The organism is Bacillus sp. NPDC094064 (genome assembly GCF_050279585.1).
In the GTDB taxonomy this organism is placed as follows: Bacteria; Bacillota; Bacilli; order Bacillales; family Bacillaceae_G; genus Bacillus_A.
Map to the genome: position 1 here is coordinate 261,364 of NZ_JBNNUI010000002.1, position 24,867 is coordinate 286,230.

Consider the following 24,867-nt stretch of genomic DNA (forward strand, 5'->3'; position numbering starts at 1 on the left):
GGAGAGGAATATGAAAAATAATAAAAAAGGGTTATGGGGAATTATTGTAGCAATAGGGCTATTTTTACTCTCTAAGTTAAAGTGGATATTTGCAATTTTTAAATTAGCAAAGTTTTCAACCGTATTTAGTATGTTTCTATCGCTTGGTGCATACGCAGTTATATATGGATGGAAATTTGGGGTAGCACTTATTTATTTGCTATTTGTTCATGAGATGGGACATTTGTGGGCTGCGAAAAGAAAAGGTATACCAACATCGCCGGCGATTTTTATTCCATTTATGGGGGCCTTGATTGGGATGAAAGAGATGCCAAAAAATGCAAAGGATGAAGCCTATATTGCCTATATGGGACCTCTGTTCGGATTGCTTTCCTTTTTACCTGCAATCCCACTTTATATAATAACGAAAGAGCCGTTTTGGGCGCTCATTATTTTACTTGGAAGTATGATTAATTTCTTTAATTTGATTCCAGTTTCACCGTTAGATGGTGGCCGAATTATTTCAGTTGTGAGTACGAAAATTTGGGGAGCAGGGCTTGTTTTATTGTTAGGTTATTCCATTTATTTTAAAAGCATTTTAGGAGGATTTATTGTTATTATCGGCTGTATGGAGTTATATAGAGTTATAAAGAGAGACGAGCCGATTAAGGAATTAGGCCATAGAATGGATGGAATGAAAGAATATATTGATAAGCTTGAAGAGGAATTAAAAGAAACTGGTGCGGCACATCGAACTATATATATGATGCATCATGAAATGAATGGATTAAGGCAAAGAGAGCGTGAAAAAGAATTAAAAATAGGAGAGCTTCAAAAAATGGAAGTGTTAGAGTATCTTTTACCAAAGTTTGAACCACTTGATTACGTTCCGTATGAAGATGAGAAAGAGACGCATACGATCCATATAAGAGAAGCGTTTGAAATGTCAGAAAGAAAATTACAGGAATGGGAGACAGAAAAGAGACAACAAGAAAACTATTATAAAGTGGATATGAAGACGAAATGGACAGTATTTGCTTGTTATATTGGATTAATGGCTATACTTGGTTACACAGCTTATGAAGGGTATATTGTTTTACAAGAACATTTACCACAGAGAAGTTTGTAGAAAAATAGTGTCGAAATAATAAGAAGGATTTATATAGGAATTATAATTCTACGAGAGAATGTTACAAATGTAGTACTATATTGTAATATTCCAAGTAGAGAAGGAGTTCTGTATATGAAGAAATTGTTAAGTGTGTTCGGGATTATTATCGTAATGGGTATTGCGAGTTATAGTCTTATGAAGGTGTTATTACATTATGCGGATAAGCCCGCTGAGGTAAGTACAACGGCTCAAATAGAAGATGTGCAAGAAGAGACGAAAGTGCTTGATTTTATTCGTACGACACATGAGAGTTACAATAATTTCTTAAACTATGGTAAGGCAGAGAATTATACAGATGGGGACTGGAACCAATTTAAACAATGGTTTCAAGAACAAGAATCAACTTTAAAAAATATACATACAGAAATAAAAAATGAAAAAATAAAACGCGATGTAAATAGAAGTTATGAAATTGTAAAAAAAGGTGTGGAACTCCAAAATATTGAGTATGTAGTTTATGCACATCGTGTATACCATGACTTAGATATTATCGTAAATAAATATAGAGGTGAAACGAACATCTGGGGGTATACAGAGTTTGGAGATGGGAAAGATATAAAGGTAATTGAACAAGCTATACAAGCAAAATAATAAGCTAGCATTCTAGTTAGCTTATTTTCTTTTGTAAGTGAAATGTTCATATATTTTTCACAAAAACACCGTGTTAATAGTGATTAAAATCACAATATGTAGGATTTAATTCAGTTACACTAAAAGCAGTTAAGGAAATAGAGGAGTGGGATACAATGTTAAGTGAAAAAACAATTGAAATCGTAAAATCAACAGTACCATTATTACAAGAAAAAGGCGTTGAAATTACAACGAGATTTTATGAAATTTTATTTTCGGAGCATCCGGAGTTATTGAATATTTTCAACCATACAAATCAGAAAAAGGGAAGACAACAACAAGCGTTAGCGAATGCTGTTTACGCAGCTGCAACGTACATTGATAATTTAGAAGCCATTATTCCAGTTGTAAAACAAATTGGTCATAAGCATAGAAGTTTAGGTATTAAAGCAGAGCATTATCCGATTGTAGGTACATGTTTATTACGTGCAATTAAAGAGGTTGCAGGTGCACCTGATGAAGTTTTAAATGCATGGGGAGAAGCTTATGGTGTCATTGCGGATGCATTTATTAGCATTGAAGCAGAGATGTATGAAGAAGCGGCACATAAAGAAGGTGGCTGGAAAGATTTCCGTAACTTTGTAGTTGTTAAAAAAGTGAAGGAAAGCGATGTTATTACGTCATTTTATTTAAAACCTGAAGATGGTGGGAAAGTTTCTTCATTCATCCCAGGACAATATGTAACGGTTCAAATCAATATCGAAGGTGAAACATATACACATAATCGTCAATATAGCTTATCTGATGCTCCTGGAAAAGAATATTATCGTATTAGTGTAAAGAAAGAAAAAGGTGTAGATACACCAGATGGTAAAGTATCCAATTACTTACATAATCATGTAAAAGAAGGCGATATGTTACCAGTAAGTGCACCAGCGGGAGATTTCGTATTAAATATGAATTCAACATTACCTGTTGTACTAATTAGTGGTGGAGTAGGTATTACACCTATGATGAGTATGCTAAATACGTTAATTGAACAAGACTCAAAACGTAGTGTATATTTTGTTCATGCAGCGCTCAATAGTAATACACATGCAATGAAGGAACATGTTGAGGCAGTAGATAATGAATGCGAACAAGTTAAAGCATACACTTGCTATTCTGCACCGACTGAAAAAGACTTAGAAATGAAGAACTTTGATAAGGAAGGCTTCATTGAAGGCGAATGGTTACAATCTATTATTCCGACAACTGAAGCAGAATTTTATTTCTGTGGTCCGGTGCCGTTTATGAAGCATATAAACGCTATATTAACTGATTTAGGTGTGAAACAAGAGCACATTCATTATGAATTTTTCGGTCCAGCAGCAAGCTTACAATAGTGGGAACTTGAACAAGCAAAAAACGAGGTATTATTTTACCTCGTTTTTTGCTTGTTCTCTTAATAATCGATTTACTGTTTCACGGCGTACACCTATCAGTTGACCAATTTCACTTTGCGTTAATATTTCATAAATAGGGATATCACCTAAATATAAGGTAAACCACTCTTGTAAACGATGAAGGCGCTCTTTCGGAGAGACTGTTGTTAATTGATCAATACGTTGTTGCATCATTCTTAATTTTGATTGCAATTGCATAGCGATATTGGCATATGATTCAGGATTTGCCTGAAGTTTATCGTACCATTCGCTACTCATAATAGGTTCTACCTCGGTTTTTATTAAAGCGATGGCTGTACCGTGATATTCTTTCGGTGAAATTAATGAATGGTGAGGTATTGTTTCACCTGGAACGATAATGTTAAATAAAAATGGTGTTCCATCTTCTTGTAGTCTCACTACTTTTAATAAACCGGATTTAATAAAATATAAAGGACCGTCTTCGCCTTGACGGAATAGTACGTCTCCCTTGTGTAGAATCAATGTTAGCCCCCCATTTAAACATTTCTATTTCTTCTATTTTAGCTTATATGTATAAAGACAATATGCTATTTAAACAGCAATTTCATTGACGAAATGTATGCTATTACAGTAGTATACTATTTAGTGTGTAATAGTACTAGCAATGAATACGCTGTAGGGGGTTTAGTATATTGTTAGATGCGATGAAGATGACGGATATGAGAATTCCGGCGAATGCTATCATTCATGTGGAAGAGATGAAAGGTGGAGTTGTTCTATCCGTTGAAATAGACGGCCAAATTATTTATACAATGGCCTATGATGAAGAAACCGATAGTTATGCTGAATTATATGATCGAAATGATAAGAGGGCGTGCCAAGTACATGAGGACTTTATGGGATGGTCACTTCTTCACTAAAAAGATGTCAATATGACATCTTTTTTTATTGAATCGATAGATTATACAAAGAAATGAAATATATGGATAAGATTTGTAATAAATGATTTTGCATTGTTAACACTTTGTAACTGCAAGTGAACTATTTTTTCGCTATCATTAAGGTAACAGTCGTAGCTATAGGAGTGGTCAACTTGAGGAACGTACATATTTCAAATTTTATGCTATTAGGTGTTTGTCTCATTTTACTTGTTCTCCTTGGAACGTTTTTATATTCATGTGTATAAGAAAAAACGCATTCTAAAAAGAACGCGTTATAAAAGGGACGTAATGATTAATCTAGTTCCAAGAATCATTAATGTAATACGTAATAAATTAATTACTGCTTTACCACTAAGTTTTGTATTAATATAAGCCCCGATTTTTCCGCCAATCCACGCACCAGGAATAAGGATTAATGCATAAATCCAGCTAACATTTCCCAGGGAGATATGAGTTGCAGAACTTACAATTGCTGATAGAAATACGATAAACATCGAAGTTGCTACAGCAATGTGTGCTGGGAATGCAAACAGGAGCATCATCGCTGGAACAAGTAAGGCGCCACCGCCAATTCCAAATAAACCAGAAATAAATCCAACTATAAAGGCAATAAAGATAGCGAGGAGCGGTGGGAATTGATAGTTTACAGTATTTCCTTCGTTATCTGTAAAAGAACGCTTAATTACAGTCATATTTGATAAGGAAAGAGGTTTTAATTTGTCTCGTAACATAAGAAGAATTGAGACGAAAATAAGGAACAACCCAAAATATAAAGAAAATGTATCTTGGTTTAAAAACTTGTTCGCCCATGATCCGATAATACCACCAGGGCCGCTCCCGATAAATAAAATAAGTCCACTTTTGTAATCTACTCGCTTATGTTTCATGTAAGTAAGGGTGGAAGACAGTCCTGTAAAAACGACTGTTACCATAGAAGTTCCCACTGCGAGTTGTGGGGATAAACTGTGTAATCCAATTAATAATGGAACAATAATAATTCCGCCTCCGAGTCCAACTAGGCTCCCGACCGTCCCGGCGATTAGTCCGATGCAAAGTAACATGATGTATTCCAAACTTTCCAACTCCTCTAAATAACTTATCCACCAATTATTATACACGCTTTTTAATAAGAAATAGGGTTGTTCACAAAAAAGTCGTCTTCCTAGATAAATCAGGAAGACGACTTTTAATTAAAAGATTAAGTGTAATAAAGAGTAAAATAAAGCAGCTAAAGAAGCTGAAATAGGAAGTGTAATTACCCATGTAATTAACATACGTTTAGCAGTTCCCCATTTTACACCTTTCACACGGTGAGAAGCACCAACCCCTAAAATAGAAGAAGAGATAACGTGCGTTGTACTAACTGGTAAGTGAATGAATGTTGCGCCAAAAATAACAAGTGATGATGATAAATCGGCAGCTACACCATTTACAGGACGAATTTTCATAATTTGTCCACCGACAGTTTTAATAATTTTCCATCCACCGACAGAAGTACCAAGACCCATTGCAGTTGCACAGGCTAATTGTACCCAGAAAGGGATTTCGTCAGAAGTATGATAGTTATTGGCCATAAGAGCCATCGTAATGATTCCCATTGCTTTTTGTGCATCATTCGTACCGTGTGTAAAAGCTTGCAATGCTGCAGTAAAAATTTGGAATATACGGAAGTTTTTGTTCGTTTTCGTTAAGTTAAAGTTTTTAAAGACGACTTTAAAAATACTGTATACGATATAACCAATAACAAAAGCGATAATCGGTGAAATGATTAAAGCTTCAAGAATTTTTATGAACCCTTTAAAGTTTAATGAACTAAAACCAGCAGCAGCGATTGCTGCGCCTGCGATCGAGCCAATGATTGCATGCGAAGAACTACTTGGAATACCATAGTACCAAGTGATTAAATTCCATGCTATTGCCGCAAGCAAAGCAGCTAAAATTACAAGAGAACCATTAGGTAAAGCAAATGGGTCAACGATATCTTTTGTAATAGTTTTTGCTACACCTGTAAATGTCATCGCACCTACAAAATTCATAAGAGCTGCCATAATAATTGCATGTCTAGGCTTTAGAGCTTTCGTTGAAACAGCCGTTGCAATAGCGTTTGCTGTATCGTGAAATCCATTGATAAAGTCAAAAGCTAAAGCGCAAATGACTACTAAAACGGTCAGTATCAAGAGTGTATCCATGATCAAACTCCTTACGCGTTCTTCATAATAATTGTTTCTAATACGTTTGCAACGCTTTGGCAGCTATCTGCTACTTCTTCAAGCTCTTCGTAAATCTCTTTATATTGAATAATCTTAATCGGATCTTGTTCACGAGAGAATAAGTGCTTAATCGCATGACGGCGAATATCATCACATTGTGACTCGTAATCCTTAATCTTAATCGCATTTGTACGAATGTCGACTAATTTTTTGTTAGACATTAATTCAACAGAGTTTGCAATCTCAATCGCACATTGATTGATTGCTTCAACGAATTTAATCATGTATTCATCAGCTTCTGTAATAGAATACATTTCGAATAGACCAGCACTGTGATCTAATCCATCTAATACATCATCCATACTCATTGCAAGTTGTAGGATGTCCTCACGTTCAATAGGAGTAATAAACGCTTTGTTTAGCTCCATAATGATTTCGTGAATGAATGAGTCACCTTTTGACTCATACTCTTTCATGCGCATAGAAAACTCTTTTAAATCGCTAGCATTTTTAATTTTATACTCCACGAAAAACTGCGCGCCTTCTTTTAAATTTTCGGAAACATTCATTAGCATTTCAGAAAATTTATCTTTTTTTGATTTAAAGACCATTATTGTTACCCCCACAAAAGTAATATATGTAAAATATATTGGCTAATCAATTCTAACAAAAAACTGTCGTTTTTTAAAACATTTTATCGAAAAGTTTACAAAAACTTAACATAACTCTCATTGTTGTATTAATAATATTAATATTCAATAAGGAATATCTTACTTGTAGAATGTCCTTTTCTTGCAAAAAGTATGAATGTGAAAGAAAAGCTTTACACTATAGGAACCACTACGTTATTATAATAAATTTAAAAGGAGGTATATTCTTCCTTTTGAAAAGAAGAGTGTAAACAAACGAAGGAAGTGAACGAATGAAATTGAAGAACACTCACTTTAAAAAAATGCTTGAGTGGTTCAATAAGAGGAAGAAACTTCGTAATTCATTAATTGTATTAGGAAGTTTGCTCGCTATTATATTTGTAGTTATAAATATAATAATTTCCATTCAAGACATATCTGAATTAAAACAAGCAGTTCCACAACCAACTTTAATTTACGATGCAAATAATGAAGTTGCGACCAAATTAGCTTCTTCTAAAACAGAAGGTGTTAAAAGGAAAGATATTCCTGACATTATGGTTCAGGCAATTGTTGCTGTAGAGGATAAGGAATTTTTTAACCATCGCGGTATTTATTATAGTGGAATTATCAGTGCAGTTTTTAAAAATCTCACAGCAGGAGAAGTTGTGGCAGGCGGAAGTACAATTACACAACAACTTGCGAAAAATGTGTTTTTGACACAAGACCGCACATACTCGCGTAAAATAAAGGAATATTTTCTAACAAAAAAAATAGAACGTACTTATACAAAAGATGAAATTATTGAAATGTATATGAATCAAATTTATTTTGGTGAAGGTGCTTGGGGGATAAAAAAAGCAGCTAAATCTTATTTTGATAAGGATGTAAAGGATTTAACAATTTCAGAGGCTGCAACGATTGCGGGCTTGATTAAAGCACCGTCTGCGTATTCGCCTTATAAAAACTTTAATAAATCAATTGAACGACGTAATGTCGTACTAGGTTTAATGAAAGAACAAGGATATATTTCTGAAGAACAGTACAAGAAAGAAAAAGAGACAGGCCTTGTATTAAGACGTGGTGTTGATGACAAATATAAAGGGAAATACTCTCAATATGTAGACTATATTGTTAGAGAAGCGATGGATAAGTATGAATTGACACAAAATGAAATTTTAGCAGGTGGTTATCGTATTTATACAGAGCTTGATCCGAAAAAACAACAGGCTGTAGAGGATGTTGTAAATAATGATAGTTATTTCAAAGATAGTGGCTCAGATCAGCTTATGCAAACAGGTGTAGTTCTTATAAATCCAAAAACAGGTGGTGTTCCAGCTTTAGTTGGGGGCAGAGGACCGTATCAGTTTTTACAGTTTAACCATGCAACCCAATTAAAAAGACAACCAGGATCAACATTAAAGCCTCTTGCTGTGTATGTACCAGCTCTAGAACAGGGGTATGAAGTATACGATATATTAAAAGACGAACCATTTAATATTAAAGAATATAAACCGCAAAATAGTGATCATACTTTTCACGGTGATGTGACAATGTATGAAGCGGTGGCAAAGTCATACAACGTTTCGGCTGTTTGGCTATTAGAACAAATAGGATTAGACAAAGGGTTGAACTCTTTAGAGCGATTTGGTATTCCGTTAGAACCAGAAGATCGTACGTATCCGATTGCTTTAGGCGGGATGCATGTGGGGACTTCTCCATTTGTAATGGCTCAAGCATACAGTGCGTTGGCAAATGATGGTGTTCAAGTGGAAGCTCATGCAATTAGAGAGATACAAAATGCTGAAGGTGAAACCATTGGAAAATGGTATAAGAAAGAGACACGTGTGACGAGCGAGAAAATTGCTCAAAAGATGACATACTTATTGAAAGGTGTTGTCGAAAAAGGAACTGGTGAAAAAGCGAAAGTTAATAATATTGATACAGCAGGAAAAACTGGGACGACTCAACTTGTAAATGGGCCAAGTGCTGGTGCGAAGGATTCATGGTTTGTTGGATATACGCCAGATTTAGTAGGTGCGATTTGGGTAGGGTATGATAAAACGGATAGTGAGCATTATATTCCGGGAGGGAGTCAAATTACGACGACGATGTTCCGAGATATTATGAAAAAAGCAAATGCGAATCCAGCTCAAAAAGCATTTCAGTTATCGCTCATACCTGAGGCTGAATACAAAAAACAATTGCAAACAATTCAAGAGGAAAAACGCAGAAAAGAAGAAGAGAAGCGAAGGAAAGAAGAGGAACAACAAAGAAAACAAGAGCAGCAAGAGTGGTTTGATAAAGTAAAAGAGTGGATTCCATCATTTTGGTAAAAGAAAGAGGCGAATAACAAGATTCGCCTCTTTTTTCTGTGGATAATCAAGTAGAGTAATAATCAGTTGGATTTTGTTCATTCCTACTGGTTATTAGCTCAAACCAATCGGGATAAGTGATATTACTCGTTAAGTGTAACATTTGTACTACCAAAAGATTGAGAATCGTATGTGACGATTATTTTTCCCTTACTAATAGGTTCATAAGGCAATTCTTCTTCATAATCACCATTATTTTCATTATGGATGGAAAGGGTGATTTCATCAATGTCTTTATTTTTATACTGATCTTTAATTGTTTCAGCAATTTGAAGTAGGTTTTCGTAACTAGAAGCTTTTGTAATAAGCATTCCTGTTATAACCTTTTTTTCGTTATGAGTGTAAGAAGAATAAGGGACACTATTTTGCTTTGTATACAGAAGTTCGTATGGAACTGTTTTTCTATCTGCTTTTGATACAGTGGAATATTTTAGAGTTAAAAAAAATCCTACACATAAAATAATGCATACCATAAGACCAATCCAAATGCGTATTAGTGATATAACTCTCATTTTCATCCCTCTTTCATATCTTTGACTTCACTATTTATCATACAAAATGAGGATTAAGATAGAGTAAATTTGAGGTAAAGAAACGTAAAGAAGGAGCACTTATCCTCCCAAATAAGTGCTCCTTTCTATATAAAGAGAGATTTAATACACAGTCAAACGAAGTATATTACTATAAAAATATGCTTATACGCCTGTTTCTAAAATTGTTAAAGTATCTGAAGTATCATTAAAATTAATATTGTTTAATTCGAAAACTTGATTAAATTGAATATTCTTCCCAGGTGATATAGTTTGAGGGTTTGAGTTTCCTATTGCAGCTATAGTTACAGGAATTGGAGTACCAGCCGGTCCTTGAATACCTCTTGAGGCCCTTGGGCACCCGTAGCCCCTTGAGAACCAGCTGGTCCTTGAAATACCTTGAGGTCCTTGAGCGCCAGCCGGTCCTTGAGCCCTTTGAGGTCCCGTAGCCCCTGTAGTACCACCACCTAGATATCCAGATCCATACTGAACTAAGATAGCTTGAATTTCTGCAATGAGCTTAACGAGTTTATCGGTAGCACAGCAATTAATTTTGAATAACTTAGCGATTGGCGTGTAGTTTATGAAATAGTTTATCATTTGTACTGATTCATTCTTTCAAGGTTTGTTTTAGGTAAAATGGGAATAGAAATCGTGAAAGTTGTCCCATTGTGATTACTAGCCAATTTTAATGTCCCGTTGTGATTTTGAATGATTTTCTTCGTTACTGATAAGCCTAGTCCTGTTCCAGAGTCTTTTGTTGAGAAGAACGGATCAAAGATATATTCTTGAATAGCTGGAGGAATACCAGTCCCGTTATCTGTGAAAGTAATCCGAACAAAATTATCTAGGCGATAACTAGAGATTTGAATAGAAAGAGGTTTCTCGCCTTGGGCATCGACAGCATTTTGAAATAAGTTTAAAAAAACTTGTACAAGTTCATGACGATCCATATTGACTAACACATCATCTAATTCGGTAGAAAAATCATAGTCAATCGAAATGTTGTGTAAAAAGACTTCACTAGCGAGTAACTGCTGAATATATTCACGTAAAAATGTATTAATAGAAAACGGTTCCCTTGTAAATTCACGTGTTTTTGAAATAGATAAAAACTTTGTAATAATACTATTTGCACGGTCTAATTCAGGAATCAATAAATTTTCAAATAAGTCTTTATTTGATGAAGAAACGCTCTCTTGTAAAAATTGTAAGTATCCTCGTACGGTTGTAAGTGGGTTGCGTACTTCGTGTGCAATCCCAGCTGCAATTCTCCCTGCTAATGAAAATTTCTCTGCATCACGTTCTGTGTTTAAGTAGTGAAAGGCGCTAATAACTCTAAAAATCTCTCCATTATAATCACGAATAATTCGGTTATTTATAATGCCATAATTTTTGTCTAAAACTTCTTCATTATATATTTCGGTTCCTGTTTTTAATGTTTCGATAGCTTTAATTTTTTCTTCTGGTAAGTTTAATAACTGCTGAATTGGCTTGCCGATTATTTCGTTTCGTATTACGCCAAAATCATCTGCAGCAGCTTGATTACATAAAGTAATATTCCCTTTACTATCAATAAAGGTTACATGATGTGAAAAAGCATCAAAAATATGAACAAAGTGTTTTTCGAGTTGTTCAAATAAAAATAATGAATCGCAAGTAAGTTGAAAATCAGCTTCTTTATTCTCTTTACGTATATTTTGAATAGAATGAGTTGTTCGTGTTTTTTTTATTTGTAAACCAATATGTGGATTTTTATATGTGAAATGGTGTGGTAATTGATCCACAAGTTCTTCATAAAAACGTACTTTATTTTCTAGTTCTTCTATTCGTTTTTTATGAGATACAATAGCGTCGTTTGGAAGCATAAATAAATAACCCCTCAATTTAAAAATTCTTCCATTTAGTATATCATACTTTTATACGGATACTCTTAAAGAAAGGGCTACTGAATGAAATCGATTAGCCGAAGGGGTTAGGGAGTAAGTGGAATGAATGTAAGATGAAGGTAGAAAGGGAGGGATATGTTTGCTTTTCATTGGAGTCACAGGGTGGGGAGATCATGATTCTTTATATATAGATCCCTATGAAAATAGAAATAAATTACGAACATATAGTGAGCATTTTCCCATTGTGGAAGTAGATAGTTCATTTTATGCGATGCAGCCTGCACGAAATTATACGAAATGGGCGATGGAAACACCAAAAGATTTTTCATTTATCGTAAAAGCATATCAAGGAATGACAGGGCACATGAAAGGGGAAATTCCTTTTTCTACGTTTGATGAGATGTTTGATGTATATAAACAATCTATTCTTCCTTTAATAGAAGCGAATAAGTTAAAAACGATTTTATTTCAATTTCCACCATGGTTTGATTGCAAAAAGAAAAATGTAGATTTCCTTCGATATACGAAAGAAAAAATGGAAGGTTTACCGTGCGCAATAGAATTTCGAAATCAAACATGGTTTTATCCGAAAATGAGAGATAAGACGGTACAGTTTTTAGAACAGGAGAAATGGATTCATACAATTTGTGATGAGCCGCAGGCAGGAATAGGCTCGGTACCGCTCGTGTTAGAAGTAACGAATTCAGACATGGCGTTAATACGTTTTCATGGTCGGAATGTTCATGGCTGGCTTGATAAAGGGGAAAATTGGAGGGCGGTTCGCTGTTTATATCGTTACAACAATAAAGAATTGGAAGAATGGGTAGAACGACTAGAACAATTAAAAGAGAAGACAAAGGAAATATACGTATTATTTAACAACAATTCAGGTGGGGATGCCGCAGATAATGCGAAGCAGCTTATGAAAATGATGAACATTACATATGGTGAGCCAAAACCTGAGCAATTAAATTTGTTTGAATAATAAAACAAGAAAGGCACTGTACAAACAGGGGGAATGTACAGTGCCTTTCTATATGAAAAAGAGGGGTAACAATGTTACTGAGCGTTTGGTTGATTCATCAATTGTTGGCTTCGTAATAAATGATAATGGTTATCATTATCATTGTCAATGGTTTTTCGGAAAATAAATAAAAAACTTTATATATTTTGAATACCAATAAAAAAAGAACAGCGATTAATGCTGTTCTTTTCCAGTGATGAATTGTTGTAAATCAAATGGAGTTATCGCTTGGATAAATTCTTTTGAGATAAGTGTTTGAACAAGAGTGCTCTCAGAAATGGTAGCACCTGTTTTCTTTTCATAAGCTTGTCTTAATAAATCAAGTTTTTCAGCCGTTTCTTGTGGTAATTCAATTGTTAATGTGTTCATAATTTCTCCCCCTTACTATTAGAGTACCACTACAGTATAGGAGAGACAAGAGAAGTGGATGTGAAACATAAAAAAGGTTACCAAAACTATAAATGGTAACCTTTTTTATGTATAAAAATTATTATGCAATACCGATATACTTTAAAGTTTTTGATGGAGTACTATGATCAAAGAAGTGTTGTAAAAATGCAATGTCAACACCTGATTTGTATGCACAATAGCCCCAAGTTTTTCGAAGTGTATGTGAGCTAATCCCTTCTAATCCAACTTCTTTTGCAGCTTTGTTTAAAATGTACCATGCATGTTGTCTCGTAATAGATTTTGTTCCTTTTTGAGACTTTAATAATGGCTCATTACGTTTCCAAGTTTTACGTTCTTTCATGTAGTCTTCGATTGCGTGCTGTAAGTCTTCATTTACAGCAAACCATTTATGTTTCTTTACTTTTTCATTGTAGAATAAAATGGAATGGCGAACATTTTCATTTTCATCAATTACATCATTAACTTTTAGCTGTAAGATTTCACTTACCTTTAAACCAGAATTTACAGCTAATACGAATAATAAGCCATCACGTTTCGAAGATTGTAAAAGTATATTTTTGATAGTTTCTAATTGTTTTTCATTTTGAATAGGTTGTCCTGCTTGTTTCATTTCACGCACTCTCCTCTTTTATATGTGTAAAGGAAAGGATTAACTTGTTTCTTACTATAAAGGGAGAGTGTGAATTTCATGTGAACTCCTAGTGAAATTAAGACAAATTATTTGACTTCTTTTACTTTTTGTAAATTAAAATAGAATACAACACTATTAGTCGTATTATATACACCGTACTCGGCATGATGGAGGTCTAAAATATTTTTAACAATAGATAATCCCAGGCCGGTACCTCCCGTATGACGGCTACGAGATGCATCTAAACGATAGAAGCGATCCCAAATTTTTTCAAGACTTTCTTCTGGGATAGGATTTCCTGTATTTTCAATTTCGATTTTTACTGTATCTTCCGTTTCTACAACAGAGACTTGTATTTTTTCTCCATCAGGCGTATAACGAATGGCGTTGCTCAGTAAGTTCACAACTACTTGCTCAATACGACTACGGTTCGCTGTAACAAATATAGAAGAGTCTACATCGACGTTCACTTGTAAATGCTTTTCTTCCATACTAAATAGTAACTTTGTATAGACTTGTTGAATTAATTCACCGATTGAGAATGTTGTCATTTCTAGTTTATACGTACCGGATTCTAATTTTGCTAATTCTAACATTTCAACAATTAATCTGTTCATATTTTCTGTTTCTTCTAAAATAACATCTGTATAATATGTCGTATCTTTACTAACACCATCTTTAATTCCTTCGGCGAAACTTCTAATTACACTGAGTGGTGTTTTTAATTCGTGTGATACACCAGAGATGAATTCTTTTCGTGTCTTTTCCAATTGGCGTTCACGTTCAATGTCTTGTTGTAATTTTGTATTGGCAACATTTAATCGATCGATTCGGTCTTTTAAGTTTACTGATAATGTATTAATACTACCAGAAAGACCGCCAATTTCATCGTCTGCTGTAACTGGTAATTTCTCACTAAAATCAAAATTAGCCATTTTTTTCGTAACGCGATTAATCTTAAGTAATGGTTTCACAATGATTTTTGAGTAGTAGAAGGATAACAAAATAATTACGAGAAACACGATGATTAAGGCATAGACATAATAATCTTTTAAAACGAGCATAGCTTCATTAACAGGTTGTAAAGATGCTATCGCAAAAGCGTATTCTGTAATCTTTCCATTTTCCATAATAGGTTTTACAAAGATACTATTTTTTATATTCTCCCCGCCATCTAATATATAAGTGTTTAATTGCTGGGAGTTAGAAGTGCCATCCCTAATAGTACCTGCAAAAGATTGAACGGCTTGTAACGTTTCAAAATCATTTGCAAGACGAACCTCAGCTTTTGAGGGGAGCTGTAACTTAGATATAACACCAGTAAAAGCAATTTGAGTTGTAGTTTTGTATCGGCTTGTAAGTTTATTTTTAGAAGGATTACCATTTATTGATTGGAAATCTGAATTGACATGTTCGTTTCGCCATCGATTATAATTCGTTGTTAATTCTAGTGGTGTTATTATATTACCTTGTACGAATCCGGCTACATGGATCATTCCATCTTTTTTTAAACCTAAATTTTCAAATTTATTATATTCTTCAGGTGTTAAAAGATTATTGAGTGGGATGGAGTACGTTTTGTGATTGGCAGTATTAATTACATCAATGTAGAAATTGTTTTCGCTTTTAATAATGCCGTTAGAATCTAAAAATTGCATGTCAGCATTGGTTTTATCATGAAATTCTTGTTTTAGTTTTCTAATTTCCTCATAACTTTTTCCGCTTTTTTCATAATTATCTATGAATTTTTCAAAAGCAGTTTGAACGGTTTTTACTTTTTTATTAATATAAAATTTCTCTAGAAATAAAGATTGTCCTAGGAAAAAAAGGAGGAATATGATTGTAAATAATGTTGACGTTAATAAGAATAGTTTAAAGACGATACTTCTGTTTTTCACTGCGTCACCTCTTATGAGAAATACTGTAAATGATCCCTTTATCCCGCAAAAGCCCGATTGGTGTGGGCTAATAATCAGTGGGGATGGAAAAAAACTGATTAAAGTTCACTTTATTATAACAAACATGACAAGAAAGTAGAGAGGGGAAATCTGTCTCTTCCTAAAGTAGTTTTTTATGAAAAGTCACATAAAAAGAACTCGCCAGACGTATGACAAGTTCTTTAGTGTGTTATTGTTGAATTGCTGCATCTAAAGCGATTTCAATCATTTCATTAAATGTAGTTTGACGCTCTTCAGATGTTGTTTCTTCGCCAGTGAAGATGTGGTCACTTACTGTTAATACAGATAAGGCATTTACACCATATTTCGCTGCTAATGTGTAAAGAGCAGTTGTTTCCATTTCTACTGCTAATACACCGTAATCCCCAAGTTTTTTAACCATGTCCATGCTTTCACGATAAAATACATCTGCTGTTAAAACATTACCAACACGAACGTGTAATCCTTTTTCAGTTCCTGCATCGTAAGCTTTCTTTAAAAGATCAAAGTTTGCAGCTGGTGCAAAATCAAAACCAGGGAATGTTAAACGGTTCATATTAGAATCAGTACAAGCTGTCATTGCAATAATAACGTCACGTACTTTTACGTCTTTTTGAATCGCACCACAAGTTCCAACGCGAATTAAATTTTTAACTCCGTAGCTTTGGATTAATTCGTTTACATAAATAGAAATAGAAGGAACACCCATACCAGTACCTTGAACAGATACTCGTTTTCCTTTATAAGTTCCAGTGAAACCTAACATACCACGTACGTTGTTATAGCAAGTAACGTCTTCTAGAAATGTTTCAGCGATATATTTTGCGCGTAATGGATCACCAGGTAGTAGAATAGATTCAGCGATTTCACCTTGTTTTGCTTCAATATGTACACTCATGAAAAGTCCTCCTTATAATGTATTGATAGAAATCAATATCATTTGCATTATACACTACGAATCCTTTCAATTAAAATCTTTTTATAATTTGTAATATGTGCAAACTAGAAGGATTTCATAAATCATAATCTAGAATATATATGTAAGAAGTTTTGTATGAATAGAGACAATAAAAATGGTAGGTGATATTTTGAAGAACCTTGTCATTGGACTTGTTGCTTTGCTATTAATTGTAGCAGGAGGATTTTACATAAAAAAATATCAAGAAACCGTAGGGACAGTAGGAGATGTTGAGGAAGTAAAATGGGATGTGTCAAATGGAAAGGGAAATGAGAAAGTTGATATTTTGTTTCAATTACGAAATAAAAACAATAATGAAGTTCGTGGTGTGAATGATCAAATTCGGGCAGTTATTGTAGATGGACAATTAAAACAGGTACAACAAATGAAACCTACATTTGCAGGGAATGGATCCTATAAGCTATCTTCCAAAATAGCGAAAGATGAAGGGTATACAATATTTTTATATGAAGAAGAAAATAAGTCCGTAGAATCATTCGCTAAGAAAGATTTTGGGAAAGAAATAGAGGAGAAAAATAAGAAAAAAGTGAAAACCCCAATCGATAGTGTGCTTACAAAAAAAATAGGCGAATATGAAGTTTCTCTTTTATTTGGTGCATTGCATCCGAATGAGCCTGTGACGTTAACATTTCAGTTTCAAGCGAAAAAGGGTGTGAAATTGAAATTACATGCAGAGAGAGGCGAAGTGGAGTCTCTCTATATTGTGGATGACACGAGGGAAAACTTTTTATATGCTTTGCCTGTTGATACGGACGAGCATTTACAATATCGCATTACATTTCCGGCTGAAGGTACGTATAAAATGTGGGGAACTTTCTATATAAATGGCAAGAAATATGAAAAGGAGTTTATTGTACAAGTTCAAAAACGAAAAAACAGCTAGATGTTTAGCTGTTTTTTCGTTTTCCTATTAATTTTGTTACAGAGAGCATTGTAAGTGGTAAAGAATGATTCTTCCTAAATGCTAAATATTTACCACTCCATGCTGGTTTGTATTTTTCTTTAAAGTGTCGTAATCCGCTGAAACTATACGTATAACGGACATTATTAAAGATTGCAGCAGCAACTCGTTCAGACCAAAAAGATTGTGTTGATAAACCAACATTTGAAAGTGGTGCCATCCCAATATTAAAGGAGTGGTAGTCATTTTCTTTTGCCCAGTGGAATAAGTGAATGAAAATTGCATCCATAATACCGCTAGGCGCATCTGGATAATAACGCATTAAATCAACAGACAATGAGCCGTTTTGATATACAGGCATAAAGGTTGTGAATGCGATGATTTTTCCTTCCGCGTCAGATAATGTAGCGATAGGCGCGTGGCTAATATACTCACGATCGAAGTATCCGAGTGAAAAACCTTTTTCTTTTTTTCCGCCGAGCCATGCATCTGAAACTTTCCTTAACTCTTCATATAATTCGTCTGAGAATGGCGGTTCATGAATAGAGAATGTATAGCCTTCTCTTTCAAAACGGTTGAAAGTCGCTCGCATACCAGCGCGTTTCTTTCCTGTTATTGTAAATGTATTTAAATCAACGACAGCTTCTTCACCAAGCTTAAAGAAGTTATAACCAAAATCATGGTATAAACTCATCCATTTACTTTCGATTTGATAGAATACGCAAATGTATCCAAATCGATCGGCCTCAGCTAAAAACTCTTGCAACACAGTACGATAGGATGATGAATCACCAATTGGATCACCTAGTACAACAAGGCGTTTCCCGGTTATGGAGAAGAGAAGGAGTGCTTTCCCATCACTACTGAAGAAGCATTGTTTATCTCCTAAGAAGCCTAAATGACTAAGTACATTTCCGCCATGTTCAGCTAAAAAGTTTTGTAATCTTTTATCATTAGCTGGTTGCCCGGGAAATTCATTTCGATAACGATTGGCAATGAGTGAGCCAATTAGTAAAAACGTAGGAACGAAAAAGGCAGAGGCTAATGCACTTCGTTTCACTTGTGTAATATTACGAACGACAAAATCAGGTTTAAAAGCTTCTTTTGCACTTGCAAATAAGACCCCTAAATATTTATATGAATATAATGTTACTAATAAGAATATAAAAACTTTTACAATATCAGAAATTGAGACTTCCATTTTCTCGCGTACAAACCTTTTTCGAAGCATATATAATACAGCGAGTACGATTAATAAAATAAATGTTTCCTCAATATCAATTCCTTTTAGTGTATTAAAGATAGCCGCTCCAATTAACGAAACAATCGTCATATAATAAGAACGTTTTGTTCCGTAATATATCCCCCGTGAAAGGATTAAGAGGAGAATACCAAATGTTAGCGATAAGCTAAAAGAAAATTGAATAAGATATTTTGGTGCTAGAATATGTAAGGCGTGTGCCCGATTTATACTTGTTGGTAGAATGGTCGATAAAATGACCATTAACCCAGCAAATACTGTTAAAGCAGCAGATGCCCATGAACCTAGTTTTCCTAAAAAGTCACGCTGCAAAGTCCATATAACACCAGTTGTTTCTAATGCAGGCGCAATAAAAGGCTTATCTTCAAACTTTTTAATGGCCGCTCCAGTCATTTCAAAAGCTGCAAAAATGAGACCAATGCAGAATGGTAAGATGTAATAGACGAGGCGATATAATAACATAGCAGGCAGTAATACACCTGTATCAATGCCGTATTGTCCTAGTCCAGTTAAGAAGACAAGGTCAAATGAACCAAGACCACCAGGAACAAGACTGACGACACCAGCTAAAGCAGCAATGACATACACACCTAAAAACTTTTGAAATTCGATATCAATTCCAAACAATATTAAAATGACGTACATAACAATACCAGCAGATACCCACTCGACTAATGAGACTAATGAGTATAAAACAGTTGGATTTTTCTCTGCCTCTTCTTGTTCTTCGGTTTGCTTTGTTTTTCTATTTTTAAGTTTAGAAAAGCCAATGTATATAGGGACGAACAGGGCAAAGAAGATAAGAACAGGCCATAGCCACGGCTTTTCATGTAAAATAAAGCGAGTGTCTAATATTCCGACAAGGCCGAGGAATGAAAGAATTGCCAACCCGTTAATAAAGGCAGTTGTCATCCATGCGATACTTTTAATAAGTTTGCCATTTTCTTTTATGTATGGGCGATACAGCATTGTGCGTATACCAGCTCCAACGAGACCACCAAATCCGATAAACCCATTTAAAGTATTAGCAATCCATGAGATACGGAAAATCTTTTGGACAGGTATATCCGCCTTTAAGTAACGAAGCATCACATAGTCATAAAAGAACATTGTGGATACAGCAAATGCACCAAGTGTAATTGCTAAAAAGACTCCTCCAGTTGGAATGTTTTTAATTGTATCAATCGCTTCTAAGAAAGAAATGCCTGCTAATTCTTTTTTTGCTTGAAAGAATACAATTGTTAACACAACAAATGGGAAGATTATTTTCCCGATTTGTAAGAAACGTTTCCATGAAAACGACATAAATACAACTCTCCTTGTATAAGAAAACTGAGACAATAATATTATTATGACAAACTTCCAGAAAAATAAAAAGGTAAATTCCTGTATAGGGAAGCTATTTTTTATATAGGTATATTTAAAAGAATATTTTGTTTATAAGAAAATTAAGTTAAAATAAAGTGGAAGAAGGAAGAGAGGGGAAACAGGTGATTATAACAGGTTATGCAGGATATGAATTAGAGAAAGCAAAGCCTAATACATCAGAAGATTTTTTTAATAGATCTGAAGTGACATATATATTAAATGATAAGGAGAAAACTTTTTCAGTTTTATACCTTCGATATTTTGAAGAAGTTTTACAAGAAATTACTCCTTTTGAAGGAAATCCAGTATGTAAAGTAGAAGAACAAGACATATATTTACGGGATATTGTAGCAATATCTTGTTTAGTAAAAGATCAGGAGCTTCGCGCACAAAAACGTTTGTATCTCAATAATATAGAAGAATTTCAACAATATTTTGATGACGAAATAGTGGTGAAAGTACAAGAAATATTGGCTGAATTACATAAAAATAAAAGAGTAGAAATTGCGTGAAATGGCAAAGGAGAGAGAAGAAATGTCTAATTTGATGGTTGAAAATCAAACAGAACAAGTTTCTATGTTTTTAGAAGATGTTATTACTGTGATAACCAATTATGTAAATTATCATACGTTGCCTTCTTTATTAGAAGAGACACCGGCAGGGAATGAGCAATATTATAAAGGGTTATTAGCATCAATAAGACGTCTTCTCGTTTTTTGCGAAGAAGGGCATGATGCGTGTTTTGTTTTGTTGAATAGCCAGCCGTTTCGAAAAACAGCGGCTGAGAAAATTTTGTATAAGATTTATCATCAAGTAATTGCAGAGTTCTTTTCACCAAAGAGCGATCATTGGTATGAAAATAGTCGTTCTGCATATACAGGGAAAAATTCTATCGTTTTTCAACAAACACCACCTGTATCTATAGAGCAAGTAATGGAGAATTTAGAAGGTAAATTTCAACTGATGCGTGAAGAACTAGAATATTATGAGACGGATTACCAAACAAAGATGTTACACAAATATTAATTGCGAAAAAGAAGCTAAGGGGACTTAGCTTCTTTTCCTTTTGTACAGTTATATAAGGGATTTCCGTTGAATATATTTAAGGGGATAGCATTAAGGAGGTGTAACATGAGTCAGCAAGGTGTATTTACAGATTACTTTCATGAAGTAGAAAGCTGGTGTGAAAGTGTTCTTCACGTATTAGATAGCCGTGCAATGGAAGTGTATGATGTCCATATGCTTGCTTATAAAATTCAAACGTTATTAGACCGTATGAAAGAGCATGAGTATGATACAGATGCAGAGTTTATGTATGAAATAAGTGATGATGTAGAACATATTCAGCATCATTTGCAGGAAGTATTCGTGCAGGGAGAAGAGGAATATGAAGTATATGAAAGAGGGGACAGTGAACGAGCTGTTCCAATTGGAGGACACACACTCCCGCCATTACCTTATCCGTATAATGCGTTAGAACCGTATATTTCTAGAGAAATTATGATGTTACACCATGATAAACACCATCGTAGTTACGTGGAAGGATTAAATAAGGCAGAAAAGATGATGGAAGAAGCGAGAAAAACAAATCAATTTGATTTGATTAAGCATTGGGAAAGAGAAGCAGCTTTTCATGGATCAGGTCATTACTTACACACGATATTTTGGAATAACATGAAAAAAGATGGTGGCGGAAGTCCAAGAGGGGCTCTTTCACAACAGATTGAACAAGATTTTGGGAGTTTTTTACGTTTTCAAAAACATTTCACAGAAGCAGCTTCTAAAGTGGAAGGATCAGGATGGGCGATTCTCGTTTGGGTACCACGATCTGGAAGATTAGAAATTTTGCAGAGTACACTTCATCAATTATTTACACAATGGGATACGATACCGCTCCTCGTACTAGATGTGTGGGAACATGCGTATTATTTACAATACCAAAATCGAAAAGATGAATATATTAAAAATTGGTGGAATGTTGTAAATTGGCCTGATGTAGAAAAAAGATTTGAAAGTGCGAAACAAATAGAATGGACACCGTATTAGACGCAGGTTCTCTGCGTCTTTTTTATTGGAAGGAGAAGGAGATTTGGTTCATATTTTAAAAGGCCAAGCATACACTTGTACAAAAAGTGCCAAAAGGACGTGGGGGGAAATATGAGACGAATTTGTGTAATAATTACGCTTCTTATTATGTACGCAAGCGTTATGCCAATTCCTACATATGCAAAGATGAACAGTAATGTGAGTGCTCGAAATGCTGTATTAATGGAGCAACAGTCAGGTCGCGTATTATACGGAAAAGCTGAGCATGAGCCACAAAAGATTGCTAGTATAACAAAAATTATGACTGCCTTGTTAGCTGCTGAATCAGGAAAAATGAAGGAAATGGTCTCGGTTAGTAATGAAGCAGTGAGAGTAGAAGGCTCAGCAATTTATTTGAAGCCTGGACAGAAAGTAAAGTTAGAGGATTTAGTATACGGACTTATGCTTAGATCTGGTAATGATGCAGCACAAGTAATTGCTGAAAATGTAGGAGGGAGTATAGAAGGGTTTGTATATTTAATGAATGAAAAGGCGAAACAAATTGGAATGAAAGATACTCACTTTTCAAACCCACATGGTTTAGACGGAGATGGATCCCATTATTCGTCGGCTTATGATATGGCACTTTTAACGAAGTATGCAATGGGGAACGAAACCTTTAAGAAGATTTTTGGGACAAAAACGTATAAATCAGATTCGTGGGATTATCCGTGGAAAAATAAACATAAGCTTGTGACGTCTTATTATGAATTTGCAACAGGAGGAAAAACAGGCTTTACGAAGAAAGCAGGACGGACGCTTGTTACAACAGCATCAAAAGATGGACTAGATCTAATTGTCGTAACTTTGAGCGCTTCTAGCGATTGGGATGATCATATGAATTTATTTGATAAAGGTTTTAAACGTTTCAAGCAAACGAAAGTTTTAGGACAAGGAGCGTTGGCTGAAATAAATGAAAAGAAATATGCGAATCATGTTTATACGAAAAATAGTTTTTCCGTACCGTTAACTGAAGAGGAAAAAAAGAGCGTAGTATTAAAAGTTGAACTCGATAAAAGTGCAAAACTTACGGATGGAGTAAAGGTTGGAAAGACAGACGTTTATGTTGGCAATGAGAAAGTTGGAGAACGGAATTTATTTTATAGTAAACGGAAGTTAGTAGCTACAACGGGAATGTACTGGAATAATGTGAAAGAAATTTTTTCTTACATGATAGGTGTTGGGAACGATGGTTAATCTCGTCTGGGCAGCGATGGCAGTTATAGGGATAGTGTACGCTATGATAAATGGAACGATGGAAGAAGTGACTAAAGCCGTATTTGAAGGGTCAAAAGATGCGGTAACAATTTGTATAGGGCTTATTAGTGTTTTAGTATTTTGGCTCGGCTTAATGAAAATTGCAGAAGAAGCAGGGTTGTTAAAAAAGTTAGTTACACTTTTTATGCCAATAGTAAAAAGGTTGTTTCCGGAAATACCGAAGGATCACCCGTCAATGGGATTTATTTTATCAAATATGATGGCGAACTTTTTTGGATTAGGTAATGCAGCAACCCCTCTTGGTATTAAAGCGATGGAACAACTGAAAGAGCTAAATGGTGGAAAAGATTCGGCGAGCCGTTCTATGGTGACGTTCTTAGCATTAAATACATCAGCTATTACTTTAATTCCTACTACCGTTATTTCGATTCGAATGACTTATGAATCAGCGAACCCTACTGAAATTGTTGGGGTAACATTCATTGCGCAAGTACTTTCTATGATCGGAGCAATTTGGATTGACCGCTATTTTTACAGAAGAAGGAGTAGAAAGGGGCGGAAAAAATGAGTATTGTAAATACAATTTCATTATGGGTAATTCCTTGTGTAATCGGTTTTATCCTTTTATATGGCACGATAAAAAAAGTTCCGACGTATGAATCGTTCGTTGAGGGAGGAAAAGAAGGGATTCAAATCGCAGTTTCCATTTTACCGTTTATGGTTGGAATGCTTGTGTCTATTTCAATTTTTCGGGCGTCTGGAGCGTTAGATGCGATGATATCTGTAATGAAGCCGATGTTAGATTTAATTCATGTCCCAGCAGAAATTGTCCCACTAGCACTTATACGCCCTATTTCAGGCTCTGCTGGTTTAAGTATTACGACCGATTTAATTGCCACATATGGGCCAGACTCGTTTATTGGGCGATTGGCTTCTACGATGCAAGGGAGCACAGACACGACTTTTTATATATTAACAGTATACTTTGGAGCTGTTGGTATTAGAAAAATGGGAGATGCATTAAAAGTAGGACTTTTTGCTGATTTAATCGGAATTATTTGTTCGATTGTGTTTGTTTCTTTATTGTTTCAGTAAGGCTATTCATTTTTTATACTATTTCGCGTATAATACGTATACGACCACTATTAAGGTGTAGCTTAATAGTGGTTTTTTTATGCGGTATTTTTGACAAAATGATGAACTTTTATTGTGAGAAATATGAAAAATATGGACAATAATAAAGGATAAAAACATGATTTGACCTTTATATGTTTATTATCATCGCTATGTTGTTAAGTAAGATGAAGCAAATAACCGTCAAGCGTATGCGGTTGCCAAGTCTTTCTAATGTA

General features: G+C 34.6%; 25 protein-coding genes and 1 pseudogene. 14 read left to right on the top strand and 12 right to left on the bottom strand.

Translation table 11 applies throughout. The annotated features are described in order from the left end of the window. The first annotated feature begins 10 nt into the window (after positions 1 to 10). The 3 genes from ACQKNI_RS05960 (at position 11) to hmpA (ending at position 3,105) form a co-directional block, all read left to right on the top strand. Positions 11 to 1,108, top strand: a complete 1,098-nt coding sequence (locus tag ACQKNI_RS05960; RefSeq protein WP_088231632.1) for a site-2 protease family protein — start codon at positions 11 to 13, stop codon at positions 1,106 to 1,108. Positions 1,109 to 1,222: 114 nt separating this feature from the next. Further along, the gene (locus ACQKNI_RS05965; RefSeq protein ID WP_088231631.1) at positions 1,223 to 1,741 is read left to right on the top strand and encodes a hypothetical protein; all 519 of its coding nucleotides are present in this window, start codon (positions 1,223 to 1,225) and stop codon (positions 1,739 to 1,741) included. Positions 1,742 to 1,896: 155 nt separating this feature from the next. Beyond that, positions 1,897 to 3,105, top strand: a complete 1,209-nt coding sequence (gene hmpA / locus ACQKNI_RS05970; RefSeq protein WP_427282269.1) for an NO-inducible flavohemoprotein — start codon at positions 1,897 to 1,899, stop codon at positions 3,103 to 3,105. Positions 3,106 to 3,135: 30 nt separating this feature from the next. Here the strand turns inward: hmpA and ACQKNI_RS05975 are convergent, their stop codons facing one another. Then, the gene (locus ACQKNI_RS05975) at positions 3,136 to 3,648 is read right to left on the bottom strand and encodes a Crp/Fnr family transcriptional regulator (protein ID WP_088231629.1); all 513 of its coding nucleotides are present in this window, start codon (positions 3,646 to 3,648) and stop codon (positions 3,136 to 3,138) included. 170 nt (positions 3,649 to 3,818) lie between these two features. Between ACQKNI_RS05975 and ACQKNI_RS05980 the strand changes: the two genes are divergently transcribed. After that, positions 3,819 to 4,046 (top strand): hypothetical protein, encoded by a 228-nt coding sequence (locus tag ACQKNI_RS05980; protein ID WP_000883004.1) that lies wholly within the window; start codon positions 3,819 to 3,821, stop codon positions 4,044 to 4,046. Between the two features lie 293 nt (positions 4,047 to 4,339). Here the strand turns inward: ACQKNI_RS05980 and ACQKNI_RS05985 are convergent, their stop codons facing one another. From ACQKNI_RS05985 to ACQKNI_RS05995, 3 genes are all read right to left on the bottom strand, one after another. Continuing rightward, positions 4,340 to 5,140 (bottom strand): sulfite exporter TauE/SafE family protein, encoded by an 801-nt coding sequence (locus ACQKNI_RS05985; protein WP_088231628.1) that lies wholly within the window; start codon positions 5,138 to 5,140, stop codon positions 4,340 to 4,342. A 117-nt stretch (positions 5,141 to 5,257) separates the two neighbouring features. Then, on the bottom strand, positions 5,258 to 6,256 hold the full coding sequence (locus ACQKNI_RS05990; RefSeq protein WP_088231627.1) for an inorganic phosphate transporter: 999 nt from the start codon (positions 6,254 to 6,256) through the stop codon (positions 5,258 to 5,260). A gap of 11 nt (positions 6,257 to 6,267) precedes the next feature. Then, complete coding sequence (locus tag ACQKNI_RS05995; RefSeq protein WP_088231626.1) at positions 6,268 to 6,888, bottom strand: DUF47 domain-containing protein; 621 nt, start codon at positions 6,886 to 6,888, stop codon at positions 6,268 to 6,270. A gap of 311 nt (positions 6,889 to 7,199) precedes the next feature. On the opposite strand from ACQKNI_RS05995, the gene ACQKNI_RS06000 reads away from it, so the two are divergent. Then, on the top strand, positions 7,200 to 9,242 hold the full coding sequence (locus ACQKNI_RS06000; protein WP_088231625.1) for a transglycosylase domain-containing protein: 2,043 nt from the start codon (positions 7,200 to 7,202) through the stop codon (positions 9,240 to 9,242). A gap of 122 nt (positions 9,243 to 9,364) precedes the next feature. Here the strand turns inward: ACQKNI_RS06000 and ACQKNI_RS06005 are convergent, their stop codons facing one another. The 3 genes and pseudogenes from ACQKNI_RS06005 to ACQKNI_RS06015 form a co-directional block, all read right to left on the bottom strand. After that, positions 9,365 to 9,793: a hypothetical protein gene (locus ACQKNI_RS06005; protein WP_088231624.1), complete on the bottom strand. Its 429-nt coding sequence runs from the start codon at positions 9,791 to 9,793 to the stop codon at positions 9,365 to 9,367. Between the two features lie 186 nt (positions 9,794 to 9,979). Continuing rightward, positions 9,980 to 10,381: pseudogene (locus tag ACQKNI_RS06010) on the bottom strand (Gly-Xaa-Xaa repeat protein); the annotation flags it as partial. Between the two features lie 26 nt (positions 10,382 to 10,407). Next, positions 10,408 to 11,679 (bottom strand): ATP-binding protein, encoded by a 1,272-nt coding sequence (locus tag ACQKNI_RS06015; protein ID WP_088231623.1) that lies wholly within the window; start codon positions 11,677 to 11,679, stop codon positions 10,408 to 10,410. A gap of 160 nt (positions 11,680 to 11,839) precedes the next feature. Here ACQKNI_RS06015 and ACQKNI_RS06020 point away from each other — a divergent pair, with 160 nt between their 5' ends. Next, on the top strand, positions 11,840 to 12,685 hold the full coding sequence (locus tag ACQKNI_RS06020) for a DUF72 domain-containing protein (protein ID WP_088231622.1): 846 nt from the start codon (positions 11,840 to 11,842) through the stop codon (positions 12,683 to 12,685). Positions 12,686 to 12,725: 40 nt separating this feature from the next. Then, complete coding sequence (locus ACQKNI_RS06025; protein WP_001117482.1) at positions 12,726 to 12,851, top strand: hypothetical protein; 126 nt, start codon at positions 12,726 to 12,728, stop codon at positions 12,849 to 12,851. Positions 12,852 to 12,898: 47 nt separating this feature from the next. On the opposite strand, the gene ACQKNI_RS06030 is transcribed toward ACQKNI_RS06025, so the two are convergent. The 4 genes from ACQKNI_RS06030 to deoD all read right to left on the bottom strand — a co-directional run bounded on the left by ACQKNI_RS06030 (position 12,899) and on the right by deoD (position 16,601). Continuing rightward, positions 12,899 to 13,093 (bottom strand): DUF3924 family protein, encoded by a 195-nt coding sequence (locus ACQKNI_RS06030; RefSeq protein ID WP_088231621.1) that lies wholly within the window; start codon positions 13,091 to 13,093, stop codon positions 12,899 to 12,901. 121 nt (positions 13,094 to 13,214) lie between these two features. Next, positions 13,215 to 13,745 (bottom strand): tyrosine-type recombinase/integrase, encoded by a 531-nt coding sequence (locus ACQKNI_RS06035; protein ID WP_088231620.1) that lies wholly within the window; start codon positions 13,743 to 13,745, stop codon positions 13,215 to 13,217. A gap of 107 nt (positions 13,746 to 13,852) precedes the next feature. After that, positions 13,853 to 15,664: a sensor histidine kinase gene (locus ACQKNI_RS06040; RefSeq protein WP_088231619.1), complete on the bottom strand. Its 1,812-nt coding sequence runs from the start codon at positions 15,662 to 15,664 to the stop codon at positions 13,853 to 13,855. 229 nt (positions 15,665 to 15,893) lie between these two features. Further along, positions 15,894 to 16,601, bottom strand: a complete 708-nt coding sequence (deoD, locus tag ACQKNI_RS06045) for a purine-nucleoside phosphorylase (RefSeq protein ID WP_000110707.1) — start codon at positions 16,599 to 16,601, stop codon at positions 15,894 to 15,896. 175 nt (positions 16,602 to 16,776) lie between these two features. On the opposite strand from deoD, the gene ACQKNI_RS06050 reads away from it, so the two are divergent. Next, positions 16,777 to 17,565 (top strand): hypothetical protein, encoded by a 789-nt coding sequence (locus ACQKNI_RS06050; RefSeq protein WP_140417415.1) that lies wholly within the window; start codon positions 16,777 to 16,779, stop codon positions 17,563 to 17,565. Positions 17,566 to 17,569: 4 nt separating this feature from the next. Here ACQKNI_RS06050 and mprF read toward each other — a convergent pair whose 3' ends face one another. After that, on the bottom strand, positions 17,570 to 20,149 hold the full coding sequence (mprF, locus tag ACQKNI_RS06055) for a bifunctional lysylphosphatidylglycerol flippase/synthetase MprF (RefSeq protein ID WP_088231617.1): 2,580 nt from the start codon (positions 20,147 to 20,149) through the stop codon (positions 17,570 to 17,572). Positions 20,150 to 20,334: 185 nt separating this feature from the next. Between mprF and ACQKNI_RS06060 the strand changes: the two genes are divergently transcribed. From ACQKNI_RS06060 to spmB, 6 genes are all read left to right on the top strand, one after another. Then, positions 20,335 to 20,724 (top strand): hypothetical protein, encoded by a 390-nt coding sequence (locus tag ACQKNI_RS06060; protein WP_088231616.1) that lies wholly within the window; start codon positions 20,335 to 20,337, stop codon positions 20,722 to 20,724. Between the two features lie 22 nt (positions 20,725 to 20,746). Then, complete coding sequence (locus ACQKNI_RS06065) at positions 20,747 to 21,238, top strand: YpuI family protein (protein ID WP_088231615.1); 492 nt, start codon at positions 20,747 to 20,749, stop codon at positions 21,236 to 21,238. A 105-nt stretch (positions 21,239 to 21,343) separates the two neighbouring features. Beyond that, the gene (locus ACQKNI_RS06070; RefSeq protein WP_088231614.1) at positions 21,344 to 22,258 is read left to right on the top strand and encodes a superoxide dismutase; all 915 of its coding nucleotides are present in this window, start codon (positions 21,344 to 21,346) and stop codon (positions 22,256 to 22,258) included. A gap of 111 nt (positions 22,259 to 22,369) precedes the next feature. After that, a complete protein-coding gene (gene dacB, locus ACQKNI_RS06075; RefSeq protein WP_088231613.1) occupies positions 22,370 to 23,494 on the top strand; it encodes a D-alanyl-D-alanine carboxypeptidase DacB in 1,125 nt (374 codons plus the stop codon). Then, a complete protein-coding gene (gene spmA / locus ACQKNI_RS06080; RefSeq protein WP_000247803.1) occupies positions 23,487 to 24,083 on the top strand; it encodes a spore maturation protein SpmA in 597 nt (198 codons plus the stop codon). The genes dacB and spmA overlap by 8 nt, the downstream gene beginning before the upstream one ends. Next, positions 24,080 to 24,610 carry a spore maturation protein SpmB gene (gene spmB / locus ACQKNI_RS06085; protein ID WP_000029515.1) on the top strand — a complete coding sequence of 177 codons (531 nt, stop codon included), beginning with the start codon at positions 24,080 to 24,082 and terminating at the stop codon, positions 24,608 to 24,610. The genes spmA and spmB overlap by 4 nt, the downstream gene beginning before the upstream one ends. Positions 24,611 to 24,867 lie beyond the last annotated feature (257 nt).

Excerpts from the sequence above, each read along its gene's own strand:
- spmA (WP_000247803.1), top strand. The coding sequence starts at position 23,487 with ATGGTTAATCTCGTCTGGGCAGCGATGGCAGTTATAGGGATAGTGTAC.
- deoD (WP_000110707.1), bottom strand. The coding sequence starts at position 16,601 with ATGAGTGTACATATTGAAGCAAAACAAGGTGAAATCGCTGAATCTATT.
- ACQKNI_RS05990 (WP_088231627.1), bottom strand. The coding sequence starts at position 6,256 with ATGGATACACTCTTGATACTGACCGTTTTAGTAGTCATTTGCGCTTTA.
- ACQKNI_RS06050 (WP_140417415.1), top strand. The coding sequence starts at position 16,777 with ATGGTAGGTGATATTTTGAAGAACCTTGTCATTGGACTTGTTGCTTTG.
- mprF (WP_088231617.1), bottom strand. The coding sequence starts at position 20,149 with ATGTCGTTTTCATGGAAACGTTTCTTACAAATCGGGAAAATAATCTTC.
- ACQKNI_RS06070 (WP_088231614.1), top strand. The coding sequence starts at position 21,344 with ATGAGTCAGCAAGGTGTATTTACAGATTACTTTCATGAAGTAGAAAGC.
- ACQKNI_RS05965 (WP_088231631.1), top strand. The coding sequence starts at position 1,223 with ATGAAGAAATTGTTAAGTGTGTTCGGGATTATTATCGTAATGGGTATT.
- spmB (WP_000029515.1), top strand. The coding sequence starts at position 24,080 with ATGAGTATTGTAAATACAATTTCATTATGGGTAATTCCTTGTGTAATC.
- dacB (WP_088231613.1), top strand. The coding sequence starts at position 22,370 with ATGAGACGAATTTGTGTAATAATTACGCTTCTTATTATGTACGCAAGC.
- ACQKNI_RS06000 (WP_088231625.1), top strand. The coding sequence starts at position 7,200 with ATGAAATTGAAGAACACTCACTTTAAAAAAATGCTTGAGTGGTTCAAT.
- hmpA (WP_427282269.1), top strand. The coding sequence starts at position 1,897 with ATGTTAAGTGAAAAAACAATTGAAATCGTAAAATCAACAGTACCATTA.
- ACQKNI_RS05960 (WP_088231632.1), top strand. The coding sequence starts at position 11 with ATGAAAAATAATAAAAAAGGGTTATGGGGAATTATTGTAGCAATAGGG.
- ACQKNI_RS06035 (WP_088231620.1), bottom strand. The coding sequence starts at position 13,745 with ATGAAACAAGCAGGACAACCTATTCAAAATGAAAAACAATTAGAAACT.
- ACQKNI_RS06015 (WP_088231623.1), bottom strand. The coding sequence starts at position 11,679 with ATGCTTCCAAACGACGCTATTGTATCTCATAAAAAACGAATAGAAGAA.
- ACQKNI_RS06065 (WP_088231615.1), top strand. The coding sequence starts at position 20,747 with ATGTCTAATTTGATGGTTGAAAATCAAACAGAACAAGTTTCTATGTTT.
- ACQKNI_RS06005 (WP_088231624.1), bottom strand. The coding sequence starts at position 9,793 with ATGAGAGTTATATCACTAATACGCATTTGGATTGGTCTTATGGTATGC.
- ACQKNI_RS05995 (WP_088231626.1), bottom strand. The coding sequence starts at position 6,888 with ATGGTCTTTAAATCAAAAAAAGATAAATTTTCTGAAATGCTAATGAAT.
- ACQKNI_RS06030 (WP_088231621.1), bottom strand. The coding sequence starts at position 13,093 with ATGAACACATTAACAATTGAATTACCACAAGAAACGGCTGAAAAACTT.